We start from the raw sequence: 16,815 nt of genomic DNA, 5'->3' as shown, positions 1-16,815 counted from the left end.
ACCAGCGAACTACCGCTTTCGGATCAGGAAATTAACTGGGATAACCAATATCGCATGTATATCGAAAATCACTTAAACGTCGAAGAGACTAGAATCAGCTTTTAGTTCGGAGGGTGTTACGCACGGCTTTTGGCGAGTAGCAGGTCGACTTTTCCTTTGGCTGTTTTACTGACCGTTTGCATCAACTTAAAACTTGGTTTTTCGATGCCTGAGTTTTCTATCCCTTCGACCATTAAGAGCCAAAGCTTGGCTGTCATTTGCGCATCGGCTAGTGCACGGTGGAAAACACCGTCGTTGTCGATATTTTTATAGCGAACAAGTTCACCTAGCTTATGTGATGGGGCTTCTTGAATGAGCCGTCTTGCTACCAGTAAGGAGCAAGCAAACTCACCCGAATAACCACAGTTGATTCGTTCAAGCTCTGCATCTAAAAATCGTTTATCGAAGGACGCGTTGTGAGCGATAAGGTTCTCGCCAGCAATGAACTCACTAAATGACGCCATTACCTCTTCGCAGCTTGGTGCCGATCGCAACATATTGTTGGTAATGCCGGTGTAGTTCTCAATGAAAGAACTCACTCTGAAACCGGGGTTCATGAGTTGCTGAAAACTATCGACAACCTCGCCATTGACTAACTTTACTGCACCAATTTCTATTGCGCGATCACCTAAAGTAGGAGAGAGACCTGTGGTTTCAAAGTCGAGTACGACCACAGAGTTTGCTTGAGGCATAAAATTTTCCAGCTGAGTAATATTGCGCAAGAGTATTATCGAAAGCGACAGAAAAAGAAAGGCGAACACAATGGTGAATATCTGTCTATCTTTACTCCACAAAGTCAGTGTTCGTCGTCCACTGTTTATGGACAGGTACGTTCTGGCTTACCCATCGCGGCTTGTGCGGTAGCCTTATATTTCAAATGTTTTTCGGCTTTTCGATTCATTTCAGTTAAGCATTAACTTTCGATACAACATACTGATTATAAATTGATTTTATAAATTAACTTCGGCATCATTCACGGCTTGATTTTGAGTATGAATATCATCACGGCAAAAAATTAGAACAACTTATAATGCGAGGCTAGGGAACGATGGAAGCAATGAAGAATCATTATTTAGAGATACCTGAAGAAAGAAAATTGCGTATTTTTCGTGAGGAAGATGAAGATTTTTACAACTTCTGGGAAGAAATGCTTGATGAAAAACAATCTTTTTATCAGCAACCTCTCAAAAGAATGAAAGGCGACGCTTGGTATTCGCTTGATTCATTCTTCACTGCTTCAAAATACGGACAACATCAGGCCTCGCCAGCTTATATAAAAAGAGCGCTTGAGTTACTGAATAACGTGTACTTGCTGGCCAATCATTCAGACAAAGTGGTTGAATTCTCCGTTGGGCACCGACATTTTTCGGAAGTAGGTAACCGTTCTATTGCAGGGGGAACGATGGATGCTTGGTTGGATGAAATCTGTTTAGCGATGGCCGCGAGAGATTGGCGCTGCGTAGAGCTGATGACCATCATGGATGAGTCGTTAGTGCGTTTAAAAGATCCATTCGATGTTGCGCTAGTCGAGTTCGTTAACGGTGTATTTAGCAATTCATCAGCGTTACCAGAGTTATTGCAAACTGTGATGGAGAAATCCTCCCCGCAATACTTAGAATCAACCAGAGTGCCATATGTACACTCTTTGTTTATTCCATTTGTGAATGTGTTTGTTGCCATTATCGATGGCGATGAGGCACATTATCAAGAAGCACTGAGGGATGCGTTAGAGGCGCATTACCAGTTCTATATGAATGAAGATGTTCGCTATTCGCCAAAAGGAAATGTTTCTCTGAAACTGACTGGTCTTGCTGCATTGGCATACGATAAGTATGGCTGGACAATTCCAGAAACCGCATATTTGCCAAAGTGGCTCGTTTACGGTGAGCATGATCTCTGTTCTAAATAAATCATTAATAGAACACCTTATGTAGTGTCTGCGGCAATGCCGTTCGGCAGCACCTCGAGCAAACATGTTGTACCTGATCCTACCTTTCAGCTGTGAAAAGTTGAAAGAACTCCAATACACGTTTGCCACGGAAAAGGGCATTTGGTTTGGTAACCCGCAAGTCACGGCACATCCAAATCAATCGATTGTTGAATGGTATGTTGGTGACTACCTGCTCAATCTTGGTGATGACGAATTAAGGTCGTTTTTCAATCAGTTACTCGGTAAGAAGGCATAAACTTATCAATATGCGAGCTTACTAACACGCCATACGTGACACTTCATGTATTCTTAATTGAAGCGAAGAAGAGGATTTATCAATGTCAAAAAGCTCCAAGCTTCACAATGAAGACAAACTGGTTAAGAAGGCACTAGAGATTGGTGGGAAGATGGCGAAGCTACAAGGTTTTGACCTTCCTCAGTCACCACAACCTCTAAGAGTAAAAGCGATTTACCTATTCTTGGTCGATGCAAAACAGATCACGCCATTGCCGGAAAGCAAGCTAGACGGCGCAAGCATCAAACACCGACTGGCAGTATGGATACACAGTGCGTTGCCAGACAACGACCCTCTAAAGTAAAAACCTCAAGAAGTTACATAGGTCATTAATTCACAAGGCGAGCCAAATGGTTCGCCTTGTTTGCTCTTGGCAAGTGCACCGAGGTCTTTTGGCGTGGCGGAATCATTGATTTACAAAACAGAATCAAAATGACTAAAGATAAATCCCGAGAAGCGCTACAATGCAGGTGTTGCGAGAGTGCAACCAAGATTACTCATTTACAGAAGCCTTGAAGTAACCATACATGTCTAAAGATTTCGAATTCACTACAGAATACATACTCGACAAACCTTTCTTTGCTGAGTGTTATGATCAAACTAGCCAGCCAACAAAGTTCCCACAAGCGTACCTAAAAGGGATGCTGTTTCTTATCTTTGGTGTGGTTTTATTGGAGTTTGAACTGCTACCTAACGGTTACGTCGGTTGGTTCTTTATCGTATTGAGTGTGATTGAAGCGTGTAGCGTTTACTTCAAAAGAACTTGGTGGCTGTGGCGTCAAACCATCAGCTCAAGCCGCGGCAGTAAAGTGGTGTTTGAAGTGAATGCAGATGGCGTGCGCTACAAAAGCGGTAAAGTTGACCGCAGCCTCGCTTGGAATGATATCGACCAACTCGAACAAACTGATTTGGGCTTTATCCTTCACCTTGGTAAACAACGCCAATACATCAGCAAATCTTGCTTAAACGAAGAAGTGATCGCGTTTATGGTAGAGCGGCACGCGGCATCAAAAGCGAGCTAACCAACTCACATCAAGCTGGAATGAGCGATCGAAAAAGTAGGTGATATATGATCGAACATTGTAACAAGTATATGGTCGATTCTGAATCAATGGGGTTTGATGTAGAAAGCTAATAAGGTTTAGAGGTTTCTCTTTCGGACATACTGCTTCGGTGTCATGCGCGCAATCTGCTTACACTCTCTAGTCATGTGTGCTTGATCGGAAAAACCTTGCTCCAGCGCCAACTCCGATAAAGTAAGATCGGGTTGCGCTCGGAGTTGCTCTAAAGTGTGCTTCACTCGTTTAATGCGTTGGTAATGTTTAGGAGTAATCCCCAACCATTTCTGAAAATTGCGCTCTCTCTGGCGCTGACTGATGGTCCCTGTAGGTTGGTCAATAATGTGGCCGACATACTTCGGTTCATATTCCTCAATCAGTGTTTGAACCCAGCGATATAACGTAGAAATCCTTGCATATGGCGAACGAGCTATTTGCAGAGACTCAAATGTTGCTAGTGCAGAAGAAGCCAAAAGGTGGTCGTCTTGAATCCGCAATAGCTGTTCTAGACGTTTACCAAATAGTTGATAACCAACAGCAGGATGAAAGCGTACGCCAGTCATCACCGCGCCTGGCGGTAGGCAGACCTGATGTGCCAGAATGCTTATAGGCAGTAGGACAACCCCCGGCGTCTGCCACTCACCATCCATTTGTACTTCATTCTGTAAAATGAATACCACACCTGTACCAGCATCACTGAGTAATTGTTTACGTACGGTTTGCGTCGTATCAGGTTTGACGGATGCTGACCAAATGGCTTGAACATAGCCAGCTAAAGCCTTTTGAGGTTTTAAAATATCAAATTCTAAGTTCAAATGAATCATCCTATTTAACCTCAACTTAAATGAGAAAGTGATACACATGTACTTTTCATCCTATTAAGTTGAGGTATAAGCAGTGGCTTACAAGTAAGAACCGTCAAATAGAATTATCGAGGTTTATAGACTCCAACCTTTGGCTTAAATGCCTTAACTATTCGGTTCCAACTATTGATCGCGTTGATCGCAATTGTTAGGTTGACCATAGCTTCTTCTCCAAAGGTATTCAAGGTCAGCTGATAGGTATCATCATCTACTGGTAGGCCAGCAGTTAGTAATTCAGCCCAGCCAAGCGCAACGTGTTCTGCATCGCTGTAGAATGGCATATCTTTCCATGCACTAAGCCCCCATATGCGTTCCGGCTTTTCACCTAACTTAAGCGCATCTTTACTATGCATGTCGATACAAAATGCACATTGATTGATTTGCGATATGCGTAACTTAACCAGTTCCCATATGATCATGTTCATAGTTTCTGATTGGCTAAATTGTTCATGGAAGTAAGCTTCCTGAGCGTATAGGATTTCTATTGCTTTTGGCGCTACTTCAATATAGTTGAGTCGTTTTTTCATGGTCATTCTCCTCTGTTTTTTACATAGTAAAAAACGCTCTTAGCAAAAGATTGAAGATTTTCGACATGCACTCAATAAAGTTAGATAAAAGAGTGAACGACGAAAGCGAAAAGTGTACCTATTGGAAACCAAGAAAACTTATGCCAATTAACAAAGTATTGCTCTAAATAATGCGACTTAAGGTTGGCGTCTATTTTTACTCCACCACCTTCCGTAAACGAGCAAAAGGTGCTGAGTTACCTATATACACACCAGCCGCAACGATAAATACGCCTAAAACATTTTCCCATTGAGCCTGCTCACCAGAAATGAACGAAATCAGTAGAGTGAATACCGGCATAATATTAAATAATGGAGACATCTTATCTGGACCAAGAACGATAGCGCCTTTCATCCAAAAGTAATAAGCGATCAAAGTTCCAAACAGGCTCATGTAAGCTATTAATGCTAGGTCTTTAAATGTTATGGCATTTAAGCTACGGCTAAAGTCGCCGTGGTACATCGCTATAGCGACCATTTGAATGGCACCAATACTTAACACCCAACGTAACTGCTGAGTTACTGGGATATGAGATGTTAAACGCTTCGCTAGAATTGTGTATAAACACCCACTAATTAAAGCAAATAACATGTATAGATCACCAATATTACTATTGCTGCTAATAGAATGAATATTTCCCCCTGTAATGACGATTACCACTCCACAAAAACTGATTAGTGCACCTAAAATAGTTTTAACCGAAATGGAAGTCTTGAGAATAAAGCCCGACAACAAGATAGTGACAAGTGGTAGGTTTGCCTGAACAACCGCTGCGTTAACTGGGGTAGTAAATCTCATTGCAGAGAAAATAGAGAAGTTTTGGATAGTTACACCCACGGTTGCTATAACAAACAACGACAACATACTTTTTCGTGTGAGTTTGGCTCCATATGGAGAGCGTTTAGTACCTCTTATCAGTAAGAGTATTAAAGCTGCAACGGAAAATCGTAACGTCGCTGAATCCAAAGGAGAGACATCGCTATTAGTAGCCTTTATTACGTTAAAGTTACTAGACCAAAAAAAGATAGCGACAACAACACCGCACCAAATTGATAAATGCTTAGACATAGATCTTCCTGATAAAAATTAACTTGACGCGACAATGCTATATATTTCATATTTGATTTTTAATCGCCAAATTTAAGAGGGTTAATCCCAAATATGGAACGTCACTCTTTGGATGATCTTTTGTTATTCGTTTCTGTTGCTCGCTATCAAAGCCTAACACAAGCATCTGAGCGTCTTAATGTCCCGTTAGCCACGCTAAGCCGGAAGTTAAAAAGGCTGGAAACAAACTTAAATTGCAGACTATTTAACCGCAGTGCACACCACTTTGCGTTAACAACTGATGGCGAAAAATATTATCAACTCTGTGAGCCGCTACTTCTTAGCTTAAATAATGTGACATCGAGAATTGCGACTGAGCGTCAGTCTTTAAGCGGAACGATCAAAATATCAGCGCCAATTAACATGACACAGATGTGGTTAAAGCGGTGCGTTTATGAATTTGCAGAGCAACATCCGAAGGTATGTATCGATTTAGATGTACAGAATGAAAAAATCAATCTTGTATCTAACCGTGTCGATGTTAGTTTTCGTCTTGGTGATCTTATTGAACAAGACTGGATTGCTCAGAAATTATGGTCGATTCCATTTGCGCTTTGTGCATCACGAAGCTATTTAGAACAACACCAACCGATTACCCATCCAGAACAACTTGTTCATCATCGCCTAATTACGGTAAACAACGACAGCCAATGGAAATTAGTTAATCAAATCACCAATGAAACATTTGATCATCCGCTAAAGTTTCAATTCACTTCAAATGATGTACTGCTAGTTAGAGACGCCGTCATCCATGGTTTAGGAATTGCGTGGATTCCAACCTATTACTTTCATGAGCTAAATCATGATCAACATAACCTGCTGCCTTTGTTGCCAGAATGGCAATGCTCGGGTAAAGAAGTATTCATTATGTATCGAGACCGCGATAAAAGGCCTGCAAGAGTTGATGCATTTATTGAACATGTCTTAAATTGGAAAAATCGCATTCAAATGTTTGCTTGAAAGAGGTTTATCACATTGTGCTGTGCCGGTAACCTCAAGTGAAGCTTCATGACTCTGCCTCAATTGAGTTCATTTATTTAACCTCTAAAAGAATCATGAATACATAGGCAGTTAATGGGATTCGAGTTTACAAGTGATTCGGTCAGCTAAAACTCAAGCTAAGTAGAAAGTATTTGCAGTTGTATTTGCCTCTGAAAATCGTTTAGAGCTTTCTCATCCGCGAGGTTCTATAAGAAATTATTAAGGATATATTTGTGTGTGATTTCGTGAAAAAAATTATTGTAGGTTTACTTTTCAGTGCTTCGTCTTTTGCTTCCTTAAGTCAATATGTTCCAGCAATGAATGATAAGAACGGTTATGTAGAACCATTTCAAATGTTTGATAATGTCTATTATGTAGGAGACAAGTGGGTCTCATCATATGCCATTGCTACAGACGACGGACTCGTTATCATTGATACGCTTGACTTCCCTTACTCTGAGTGGATACCTATCAACCTAGAGAAGCTAGGGCTAAAAGATAAGCCAATAACGCACATATTGGTAACTCATGGGCATTCTGACCACGTTGGAGGCGCCCAGTTACTTCAAGAGAAGTATGGTTCCAAAGTCGTGATGACCAAAAGCGCTCATGAACTATCTATACAGCAATCAAACAAAAGCGAAGGTGAGAACAAGTTCCTTCCTCCAAATTTAGACATAGAGATAAAAAGCGATAGCTCTATGGCTATTGGTGGACATGAGTTTAAGTTCTATCTCACACCTGGCCACACGGAAGGTGATTATTCCTTAGACTTCACTGTTGAAGATAATGGCGAACAATATCGTGCTTTTATCGTTGGTGGGCATAGCGTAAGTAGCAATGATCCAGAAGTTATTGGCCAGTTCCTGACTAGCATGGAGAAAATTAGAAAAATTTCACTACAGGCACCTATTGTGAACGTTAACCTTTCGAACCATCCACATAAAAATTTCCTTTTTGAAAATAGGAAGAAGCTCGGCACAAGCGGTAACCCGTTTATCAGTGAGGCAAACTTCTTCATGTTCCTTAAGCAACAAGAAGATTTAGCTAAGGGAAAACTAGAAGAACTATAATACCGTGGTATACGAGCAGCCTTCTTTATTAGGTTAGAGATTTGCTCTTGAGTTATAGCTAAGGCTTTAATAAGTTGCTCAATCAAGATTCGACACTGGTGGCAGCTATATTGTTTGTCGGTTCTAGTGACAAAGGCGCCGTGCGTAAGCATTCGTATTGTGTGCCTTACACATTTGCAAGGCGTTATGTGCTTTCTAGAAAAGTCTCAAAATAGAGTACAATTAGCGTTTTGACACAGCGGAAATCATCATGGCCAAAACTGTTCAGCAGCAAATCGGAAACATTGCTCTAGTCGTTGAAAATTACGACGATGCTATCGAATTCTATACTCAAAAACTTCAATTCACTCTGGTTGAAGATACCAACCTAGGTGGTGGTAAACGCTGGGTTCAAGTTTCTCCTCCAAACTCCAATGGTACAAACCTACTTTTAGCTCAAGCGAGTACACCGGAGCAAACGCATGCAGTAGGAAATCAAACAGGTGGTCGTGTTTTCCTGTTTCTGCAAACTAATGATTTTTGGCGTGACTATGAGTTGATGAAGAAAAATGGTGTTGTATTTAATGAAGAGCCTCGTGTGGAAGAATACGGGACAGTGGTGGTGTTCCAAGATCTCTATGGTAATAAATGGGACTTACTGCAACTGAACTAGAAACTACATAGCACCTGCATAGCATAGTGTTCATGAGGAGTTTCCAACAAGCCTTTAAGGCTCTGAGATATTAGTGCTAATTCAAAGGTTCTCAGAAGTTACTGTATTTCTAAATCACTTTTGTGCAAACAATAACTAGCCATCATTCCTTCTCGATGTATCAACAAGTGTTAGGGCGGCACACCAAAAACAAAAAGGCGAACCAAACGGTTCGCCTTTGTCGATTTAGAGACTACAAAAATTAATCTTCGTAGTTATCGATGCTTGGGCATGAACAGATTAGGTTACGGTCGCCGTATACGTTATCTACGCGGTTTACCGTTGGCCAGTACTTCCAAGATTTGGTCGCTTTAGACGGGAAGCAGCCAATCTCGCGAGAGTAAGGGCGGTCCCAATCTTCAGCTGAAAGATCAACTTGTGTGTGTGGCGCGTTAACAAGTGGGTTGTTATCCAGTGGCCATTCACCGTTTTTCACTTTCTCCATTTCTTCGCGGATAGCGATCATCGCATCACAGAAGCGGTCCAGCTCTTCTAGATCTTCCGATTCCGTTGGCTCAACCATTAGCGTGCCCGCTACAGGGAACGACATAGTTGGCGCGTGGAAACCGTAGTCCATTAGACGCTTCGCGATGTCTTCTTCGCTGATACCTGTTTCTTCTTTCAGCGGACGAATGTCGATAATACATTCGTGCGCTACGCGGCCATTTTTGCCACGGTAAAGAACAGGGTAGTGTTGGCGAAGTGTTTCCATCACGTAGTTTGCGTTCAGAATTGCTACTTTTGTTGCATCTGTTAGGCCAGGTTCGCCCATCATTGCGATGTAAGCCCAAGAGATAGGTAGGATAGAAGCGCTACCCATATCTGCTGCTGATACTGCGAAATCTGCGCCTTCTACACCGTCTTCAATATGCCCTGGTAAGAAAGGAGCTAGGTGAGATTTCACACCGATAGGACCCATACCCGGACCGCCACCACCGTGCGGGATGCAGAAGGTTTTGTGTAGGTTTAGGTGAGAAACGTCTGAACCGATGAAGCCTGGTGATGTTAGACCAACCTGCGCGTTCATGTTAGCGCCGTCTAGGTAAACCTGACCGCCAGCGGCATGAACCATTTCACACACTTCTTTCACTTTCTCTTCGTAAACGCCGTGCGTAGAAGGGTAAGTGATCATAATGCTTGATAGGTTGTCTTTGTGTTTCTCGATTTTCGCTGCTAGGTCGTCGATGTCGACGTTGCCTTCTTCATCACACTTAACCACAACCACTTTCATTGACACCATAGATGCTGTCGCAGGGTTAGTACCGTGCGCAGAGCTTGGGATCAAACATACGTTGCGGTGACCTTCGCCACGGCTTTCGTGGTAGCGTTGAATCGCGATAAGGCCTGCGTACTCACCCGATGCACCAGAGTTTGGTTGTAGTGAGAATGCGTCATAGCCAGTGATTTCACATAGCTTTTCTTTAAGGTCTTTTGCGAGTGCTGCGTAACCAGCTGCTTGTTCTGCTGGTGCGAACGGGTGGATCGAACCAAACTCAGGCCAAGTAACTGGGATCATCTCTGCTGCTGCGTTCAGCTTCATCGTACAGCTGCCCAGTGGGATCATGCCGTGCGTGAGTGAGAAGTCTTTGTTCTCTAGCTGTTTTAGGTAACGCATCATCTGTGTTTCGCTGTGGTGCGTGTTAAACACAGGGTGTGTTAGATATTCTGTTGTGCGGCGCAATGCTTCTGGAATGGCTGCAAACTCGTTGCCTGCGATTTCAGTTGATAGTGCTGCGACTTCTTCTTTCACACCGAATACTGCGAATAGGGCTTCTACATCTGCCACGGTTGTGGTTTCGTCGAAGCTCACACCTAGCTGAGTACCCAACTTACGTAGGTTGATGTCTGCGGCTAGTGCTTTCGCGTATAGGTCTTCAGTTTGTGCACCTGTGTTGATAGTGATGGTGTCGAAGAAGCTGTTGTGAGCAAGCTCGAAGCCGCCTTTAGTTAGGCCAGCGGCTAGGATGGCTGTCATGTGGTGCGTACGACGAGCAATCGTGCGTAGACCTTCTGCGCCGTGGTAAACCGCGTAGAAAGACGCCATGTTCGCTAGCAGTGCTTGAGCAGTACAGATGTTTGAAGTCGCTTTTTCACGACGGATGTGCTGTTCACGCGTTTGCATTGCCATACGCAGTGCTTGGTTACCGTTGGTATCGATAGAAACACCGATAACACGACCAGGCATTGTACGCTTGTGCTTATCACGAGTTGCCATGAAAGCAGCGTGTGGACCGCCGTAACCCATCGGCACGCCAAAACGTTGTGCTGAACCGATTGCTACGTCTGCGCCCATTTCACCTGCAGGTTTAAGTAGGGTAGAAGCAAGAAGGTCCGTTGCTACAGTCACTAGTGTTTTGTTTGCTTGCGCTTTAGCGATGATGTCCGTTAGGTCACGAACTTCACCTGTTGTACTTGGGTATTGAACTAGTGCACCGAACACGTCTTGCTCTGGTAGTGATTCTAAAGAACCAACCAAGACTTCAAAGCCGATGAATTTCGCACGAGTTTTTACCACTTCGATGGTTTGTGGGTGAACGTCGTCAGCAACGAAGAATACGTTGCTCTTGCTTTTACCCGCACGCTTACAAAGTGTCATCGCTTCTGCTGCTGCCGTTGCTTCATCGAGCAATGACGCGTTCGCGATTTCCATACCAGTAAGATCCATCACCATTTGTTGGTAGTTTAGAAGTGCTTCTAAACGACCTTGTGAGATCTCTGGTTGATAAGGGGTGTAAGCAGTGTACCAGCCCGGGTTTTCCATCACGTTGCGTAGAATCACGTTCGGCGTGAAGGTGTTGTAGTAACCCTGACCAATGAATGTACGTTTAACTTGGTTCTGATCGGCGAACTTACGCATGGCTGCCAGCATGTCTGCTTCGCTTTTCGCTTCTGCCAAGCTCATTGGTTGCTCTAGGCGAATTTGTGCTGGTACGGTTTCGTCGATAAGCGAATCTAGGCTAACTGCGTTGATCGCTTCCAACATTTTCTGTTGGTCAGATTTGTTTGGTCCATTGTGGCGAGCAACGAACTCGTTGTGTGTGCTGAGGCTTTGAAGTAATTCAGTCATTGTCCTTTACCTACTCCTTGGTTCGGGTAACGGATTTGCGTTACTGATAAATTAAATTATACGTCCGAACCTAGAAAAAAAGCTGTTCTCTAAACAGGCTAGGGAACAGCTTTCGTCACATCCTAATTACTCTTCTTCGATAGAGTTTAGGTATTCGTCTGCGTCTTTCAGGTTATCTAGTTCAGATACATCAGACATCTTCACTTTTACGATCCAGCCACCTTCGTACGGCTCTTCGTTAATTAGCTCTGGGCTGTCTTCTAGTTCTTCATTGATTTCTACGATTTCACCAGTGATTGGTGCGTAGATGTCTGACGCTGCTTTTACAGATTCAACGAGAGAGAAGCTTTCACCTGCTTCAACTTCGTCTTCTACGTCTGGTAGGTCAACGAATACCACGTCACCTAGCATTTCTTGTGCATGCTCAGAAATACCAATTGTTACTGTGCCGTCACCGTTGTCACGTACCCACTCGTGGCTATCTGCAAACTTCAGTGTTTTGTCCATTGCTTAATCTCCGAATAACTTGTCAGGAATTATTATGATTTCAAAAAAATCGTTTACTGGTATAGAGGAAAGCGACTGCAAAGTTCTTTTACTTCTTTGCGAACGCGTTTTTCAACTTCTGCGTCACCTTCAGGGTTGTTCACTAAACCGTCCAGTACGTCACCAATCCAATTACCGATGAGTTTGAATTCTTCAGCGCCAAAGCCGCGGCTTGTACCCGCAGGCGTTCCTAAACGGATGCCCGATGTAATCATAGGCTTCTCTGTATCGAATGGGATGCCATTTTTGTTACATGTGATCCCAGCACGCTCTAGAGCTTCTTCTGCTTTATTGCCTTTCAACCCTTTCGGACGAAGGTCAACCAGCATTAGGTGCGTGTCTGTGCCACCAGTTACGATGTCGCAACCGCGAGTTTGCAATACTTCCGCTAGGACTTTTGCGTTATTGATCACCGAATCAATATAAGTTTTAAATTCAGGGCCAAGCGCTTCACCAAATGCGACCGCTTTGGCTGCGATAACGTGCATCAGTGGGCCACCTTGTAGGCCAGGGAATACGGCTGAGTTGATTTTCTTAATGATGTCTTCGTGGTTAGTAAGAATCATACCGCCGCGAGGGCCACGCAATGTTTTGTGTGTTGTAGTCGTAACAACGTGTGCGTGTGGCAATGGGCTAGGGTGTGCGCCTGTTGCGATAAGACCAGCGATGTGCGCCATGTCGACCATAAGAATTGCATTTACTTCGTCTGCGATTTCACGGAATTTTGCAAAGTCGATAGTACGTGGAATAGCGCTACCACCTGCGATGATCATTTTAGGTTGGTGCTCAAGTGCTAGCTCACGAACATCTTCGTAGTTAATTTCTAGTGTTTCGCGATCAACACCGTATTGAACTGCATTAAACCATTTACCAGAAAGTGCAGGGCGTGCGCCGTGCGTCAGGTGACCACCTGCGTCTAAAGACATACCAAGAATGGTGTCACCAGGTTGAAGCAGTGCCAGCTTTACTGCGCCGTTTGCTTGTGCCCCTGAGTGTGGTTGAACGTTTGCGTATTCACAATTGAAAAGTTTTTTTGCGCGTTCGATAGCAATGGCTTCCACTGTATCTACGTGCTCACAACCACCATAGTAACGGCGACCTGGGTACCCTTCAGCGTATTTGTTTGTTAGGCATGTGCCTTGAGCTTGCATTACCGCTTTAGAAACAATGTTCTCAGAAGCGATAAGTTCGATTTGTTCGTTTTGGCGAGCGGATTCCGCTTGAATTCCAGCAAAGACAGCATCATCTGTCGCAGAGAGGTTGGTAGAGAAAAAGTTTTCCAAGCTGTGGTTAGGGTAACTCTTATTCATGGTAGTTGACCTTCCAAATCTGAAAATGAACCCGCAATAGATGAGTTATGATTTGCGGTTGTGGTTCATTTGTCCTCAAAAACAGCTGAACTGCGTAGCAGAACAGAGTGAACATCCGGCCCTAAATTTGGGCAAAAACTCCGTTGGATTGCGTGTTTCTTTTACCAATCTCTTACGGAAATATGCATCTCTACATCTAACAAGTTGGTAACATAGCGCCTGTGGCGGGAACAATCAACCAAAAATTTCCTATAGGAAACAAGATTTCAAAATTTGTTAACAAGAGCACGGTTTAATTCACTTGGTGGACTTCTATCCACTATGTGCTTCATGCACAATGCGAGTAAGACAAAAAATATGGATATCTATAGAGGGATTTATGGCAGAAAGTATTTACGATGAATACCCATCGATGACGTTGGCAAAAGAGCAACATGACCAAAATATTGAGCCGTTAAAGCTGGGCCAGCGTATTAAGGATATCCGCTCGAAACTCGGTATCACATTAGAAGAGGCCAGTCAGCGAACCGGGCTTGCTCGATCTACACTGAGCAAAATAGAAAATGAGCAGATCTCCCCGACGTTTCAAGCGATGCAAAAATTGGCACTAGGCTTACAAATTGACATGCCACAACTCTTTGAGCCACCTAGAAAAAAGGTAGCGACAGGGCGCAGGGATGTTACCAAGAAGAATGAAGGTAAACCACACCCAACACAAACCTATGAACATGAACTGCTCGCGACACAACTTTCCAATAAGAAAATGATGCCGTTTAAGAGCCAAATTCGAGCTCGTAGTTTTGATGAATATAAAGACTGGGTTCGTCATGACGGCGAAGAATTTTTACTTATCTTATCTGGCGAGGTTATGTTCTATTCTGAGTTTTACGAACCTGTTGTTTTAAGCGAGGGAGACAGCGTTTATTACGATGCAAATATGGGACATATGTTGACCAGTGTTAGCGAGGAAGATGCGCTCATTTTGTGGGTGACAGCCAAATAGTGATAAATACTTGTAAATTTCCTATAGTGAAAGCAAACGATTGCTGTTGGTGGTCGTTATGATGAAAAGGCGCTTTTTTGATGAGAACTTGCTCATTAAAGCGCTTTTTTTGTACGATTTGTTGTGATTAAAATGTTAAGAGTCACACTTTTGCAAGTCGATCTACGTCTTGTTCGTGCAAAATAGAATGAGCCATGTTTATTATTGGAAACACATCGAATGCCGATAGCATTCTCGGGTCTATCTAAATGGAGACGAAAATGACTCAAGAACTACTGAAAACACCACTACACGCACTTCACGTTGAAGTTGGTGCCAAAATGGTCCCGTTCGCGGGTTACGATATGCCTGTTCAGTATCCTCTAGGCGTAAAGAAGGAACACTTACATACTCGTGATGCGGCAGGTCTGTTTGACGTTTCTCACATGGGACAGCTTCGCCTAATTGGTGACGGTGCAGCTGCGTTCCTAGAAACATTAGTTCCAGTGGATATTGTGGATCTTGAGTCTGGTAAACAGCGTTACGCTTTTTTCACTAATGAAGAGGGCGGCATCATGGACGACTTGATGGTGGCTAACCTAGGCGATCATCTGTTTGTGGTTGTGAACGCAGCATGTAAAGCGCAAGATATCGCACACCTACAAGCGCATTTACCATCTGGTGTTGAGCTAGAAATTATCGAAGACCGAGCTCTACTTGCAATCCAAGGCCCTAAAGCGGCAGCTGTATTGGCGCGTTTTGCACCAGAAGTTTCTGAAATGCTGTTCATGGATATTTGTAAAGTCGATGTTTTAGGCGCCGAGTGCATTGTTTCTCGTAGTGGTTATACAGGCGAAGACGGTTACGAAATCTCGGTTCCTGCTGACAAAGCGGAAGAGCTAGCACGGAAACTGACTGCGGAAGATGAAGTTGAATGGATTGGCCTTGGTGCTCGTGATTCGCTTCGTCTTGAGTGTGGCCTTTGTCTATACGGTCATGACCTAGACACAACAACAACACCTGTTGAAGCGAGCTTGCTATGGGGTATCCAAAAAGTTCGTCGTATTGGTGGTGAACGTGAAGGTGGTTTCCCTGGCGCAGACATTATTCTTAAGCAGATTGAGACTAAAGATGTGGCGCGTAAGCGTGTGGGTCTAGTAGGTCAAACCAAAGCGCCAGTGCGTGAAGGTGTTGAACTGTTTGATGCTGACGGCGTTAAAATTGGCGTTGTAACCAGTGGTACGGCGGGCCCGAATGCAGGTAAGCCAGTCTCAATGGGGTATGTTCGTGCGGATTTGGCGGCGATTGGTACTGAAGTGTTCGCTGAAGTGCGTGGCAAAATGCTACCAATGACAGTTGAAAAAATGCCGTTCGTACCACAACGCTACTACCGTGGTTAAAACGAATTGAAACAAAAATGCCGAGCTTTGTAGCTCGGCATTTTTATGTCTTCTTTTCGCTTGTTTGCTTTTAGTTTACTGCTTCATCAATAGTACAGCACATATCAATAACGATATCTTCAAGCTTTTCCGGATGAATCATCTCTTCTTTTGCGATCCCAAATTGAGAGGCCATAATGGTATTAAACAATTCCCAATGCTTGATCAGCAGTTTTTCGCGATTATCTGCAATATCCGGCCATGTTTCTTGCATCATTGGCGCGAGACTGACAGCACCATGTGCGAAGATCAACATTTGCCATTTTGATTCCCACTGATCAAACTGTGCATTAGGGTTTTCGCTGTTGTACTGCTCGAAAATTCCGGTAAATATCGCAGCGAACTCATCTTTTGACTTTAAGAAATACTGCAGCAGAGCACCGTCATCGCCTTGTCGAATGGCATCGGCGATCATCTGTACTGGATGAGGATTGACGAGAGCAAACGCTAGCATGCGAACCATAAACAGATAAATTTTTCTATTCGAAGGTGTGTTCTCCGGCATTTCATTGATGAGTTCAGCCATATAGCACTGCATGAACTCGTCCATTGCATCGCTAACCGCTTGCCAGATTTTCTCTTTGCTGCCGAAGTGGTGACGGATCAAACTATGTGAAACACCAGCCTTTTCACTGATATTGCGCAGCGAGACACGCTCGTAACCAAGTTCACAAAACATATCTGCTGCCACTTTAAGGATCAGACACTTAGTTTGTTCTGCTGCTTCAGCACTTCTACGCCCCTGCTTTCTTTCATTCATAGTTCGAATTTTCCCGAATATTAATCACGCGCTTACTTTTACCAGAAACCGAACGCTTTGACTAATTAATTTGCTATCCACCTGGAAAATATGTTGATCAATTTCAA

At 43.5% G+C, this 16,815-nt stretch carries 16 protein-coding genes and 1 pseudogene; 9 read left to right on the top strand and 8 right to left on the bottom strand.

All coding sequences use genetic code 11. The annotated features are described in order from the left end of the window. Nucleotides 1–116: 116 nt before the first annotated feature. Complete coding sequence (locus tag NL626_RS18720) at nt 117–731, bottom strand: PolC-type DNA polymerase III (RefSeq protein ID WP_165401653.1); 615 nt, start codon at nt 729–731, stop codon at nt 117–119. A gap of 356 nt (nt 732–1,087) precedes the next feature. Between NL626_RS18720 and NL626_RS18715 the strand changes: the two genes are divergently transcribed. The 4 genes and pseudogenes from NL626_RS18715 (at nt 1,088) to NL626_RS18700 (ending at nt 3,286) form a co-directional block, all read left to right on the top strand. Continuing rightward, a complete protein-coding gene (locus tag NL626_RS18715; protein WP_253657633.1) occupies nt 1,088–1,948 on the top strand; it encodes an immunity 49 family protein in 861 nt (286 codons plus the stop codon). 52 nt (nt 1,949–2,000) lie between these two features. Then, nucleotides 2,001–2,225 (top strand): annotated as a pseudogene (locus NL626_RS18710) (hypothetical protein); the annotation flags it as partial. 82 nt (nt 2,226–2,307) lie between these two features. Beyond that, nucleotides 2,308–2,568: a DUF5062 family protein gene (locus NL626_RS18705; RefSeq protein ID WP_005376453.1), complete on the top strand. Its 261-nt coding sequence runs from the start codon at nt 2,308–2,310 to the stop codon at nt 2,566–2,568. A 223-nt stretch (nt 2,569–2,791) separates the two neighbouring features. Further along, nucleotides 2,792–3,286: a YcxB family protein gene (locus NL626_RS18700; RefSeq protein WP_005376446.1), complete on the top strand. Its 495-nt coding sequence runs from the start codon at nt 2,792–2,794 to the stop codon at nt 3,284–3,286. Nucleotides 3,287–3,405: 119 nt separating this feature from the next. On the opposite strand, the gene NL626_RS18695 is transcribed toward NL626_RS18700, so the two are convergent. The 3 genes from NL626_RS18695 to NL626_RS18685 all read right to left on the bottom strand — a co-directional run bounded on the left by NL626_RS18695 (nt 3,406) and on the right by NL626_RS18685 (nt 5,820). Continuing rightward, nucleotides 3,406–4,146 (bottom strand): helix-turn-helix domain-containing protein, encoded by a 741-nt coding sequence (locus NL626_RS18695; RefSeq protein WP_253657632.1) that lies wholly within the window; start codon nt 4,144–4,146, stop codon nt 3,406–3,408. Between the two features lie 104 nt (nt 4,147–4,250). Next, nucleotides 4,251–4,712 (bottom strand): carboxymuconolactone decarboxylase family protein, encoded by a 462-nt coding sequence (locus NL626_RS18690; protein ID WP_005376442.1) that lies wholly within the window; start codon nt 4,710–4,712, stop codon nt 4,251–4,253. Between the two features lie 196 nt (nt 4,713–4,908). Beyond that, complete coding sequence (locus tag NL626_RS18685; protein WP_253657631.1) at nt 4,909–5,820, bottom strand: DMT family transporter; 912 nt, start codon at nt 5,818–5,820, stop codon at nt 4,909–4,911. Nucleotides 5,821–5,913: 93 nt separating this feature from the next. Between NL626_RS18685 and NL626_RS18680 the strand changes: the two genes are divergently transcribed. From NL626_RS18680 to NL626_RS18670, 3 genes are all read left to right on the top strand, one after another. Beyond that, nucleotides 5,914–6,819, top strand: coding sequence for a LysR family transcriptional regulator (locus NL626_RS18680; RefSeq protein WP_115386627.1), 906 nt, complete (start codon nt 5,914–5,916; stop codon nt 6,817–6,819). 266 nt (nt 6,820–7,085) lie between these two features. Then, nucleotides 7,086–7,913 (top strand): MBL fold metallo-hydrolase, encoded by an 828-nt coding sequence (locus NL626_RS18675; RefSeq protein WP_225452537.1) that lies wholly within the window; start codon nt 7,086–7,088, stop codon nt 7,911–7,913. Between the two features lie 250 nt (nt 7,914–8,163). After that, a complete protein-coding gene (locus tag NL626_RS18670) occupies nt 8,164–8,565 on the top strand; it encodes a VOC family protein (RefSeq protein ID WP_005388788.1) in 402 nt (133 codons plus the stop codon). 241 nt (nt 8,566–8,806) lie between these two features. Here the strand turns inward: NL626_RS18670 and gcvP are convergent, their stop codons facing one another. The 3 genes from gcvP to NL626_RS18655 form a co-directional block, all read right to left on the bottom strand. After that, a complete protein-coding gene (gcvP, locus tag NL626_RS18665; RefSeq protein WP_253657630.1) occupies nt 8,807–11,671 on the bottom strand; it encodes an aminomethyl-transferring glycine dehydrogenase in 2,865 nt (954 codons plus the stop codon). A gap of 126 nt (nt 11,672–11,797) precedes the next feature. Next, complete coding sequence (gcvH, locus tag NL626_RS18660; RefSeq protein WP_005376432.1) at nt 11,798–12,178, bottom strand: glycine cleavage system protein GcvH; 381 nt, start codon at nt 12,176–12,178, stop codon at nt 11,798–11,800. Nucleotides 12,179–12,231: 53 nt separating this feature from the next. Next, nucleotides 12,232–13,527, bottom strand: coding sequence for a serine hydroxymethyltransferase (locus NL626_RS18655; RefSeq protein WP_005376430.1), 1,296 nt, complete (start codon nt 13,525–13,527; stop codon nt 12,232–12,234). Nucleotides 13,528–13,906: 379 nt separating this feature from the next. Here NL626_RS18655 and NL626_RS18650 point away from each other — a divergent pair, with 379 nt between their 5' ends. Beyond that, nucleotides 13,907–14,530, top strand: a complete 624-nt coding sequence (locus tag NL626_RS18650) for a helix-turn-helix domain-containing protein (protein WP_005376429.1) — start codon at nt 13,907–13,909, stop codon at nt 14,528–14,530. A 260-nt stretch (nt 14,531–14,790) separates the two neighbouring features. Next, nucleotides 14,791–15,909, top strand: a complete 1,119-nt coding sequence (gene gcvT, locus NL626_RS18645; RefSeq protein ID WP_053303572.1) for a glycine cleavage system aminomethyltransferase GcvT — start codon at nt 14,791–14,793, stop codon at nt 15,907–15,909. Nucleotides 15,910–15,979: 70 nt separating this feature from the next. Here the strand turns inward: gcvT and vdeR are convergent, their stop codons facing one another. Next, nucleotides 15,980–16,708, bottom strand: a complete 729-nt coding sequence (gene vdeR / locus NL626_RS18640) for an efflux transporter transcriptional repressor VdeR (RefSeq protein ID WP_017820966.1) — start codon at nt 16,706–16,708, stop codon at nt 15,980–15,982. Nucleotides 16,709–16,815: the final 107 nt, after the last annotated feature.

The organism is Vibrio sp. Y58_MX_L22, from assembly GCF_024181865.1.
Taxonomy (GTDB): Bacteria; Pseudomonadota; Gammaproteobacteria; order Enterobacterales; family Vibrionaceae; genus Vibrio; species Vibrio alginolyticus.
This window is presented reverse-complemented; position numbering and strand designations above follow the sequence as displayed.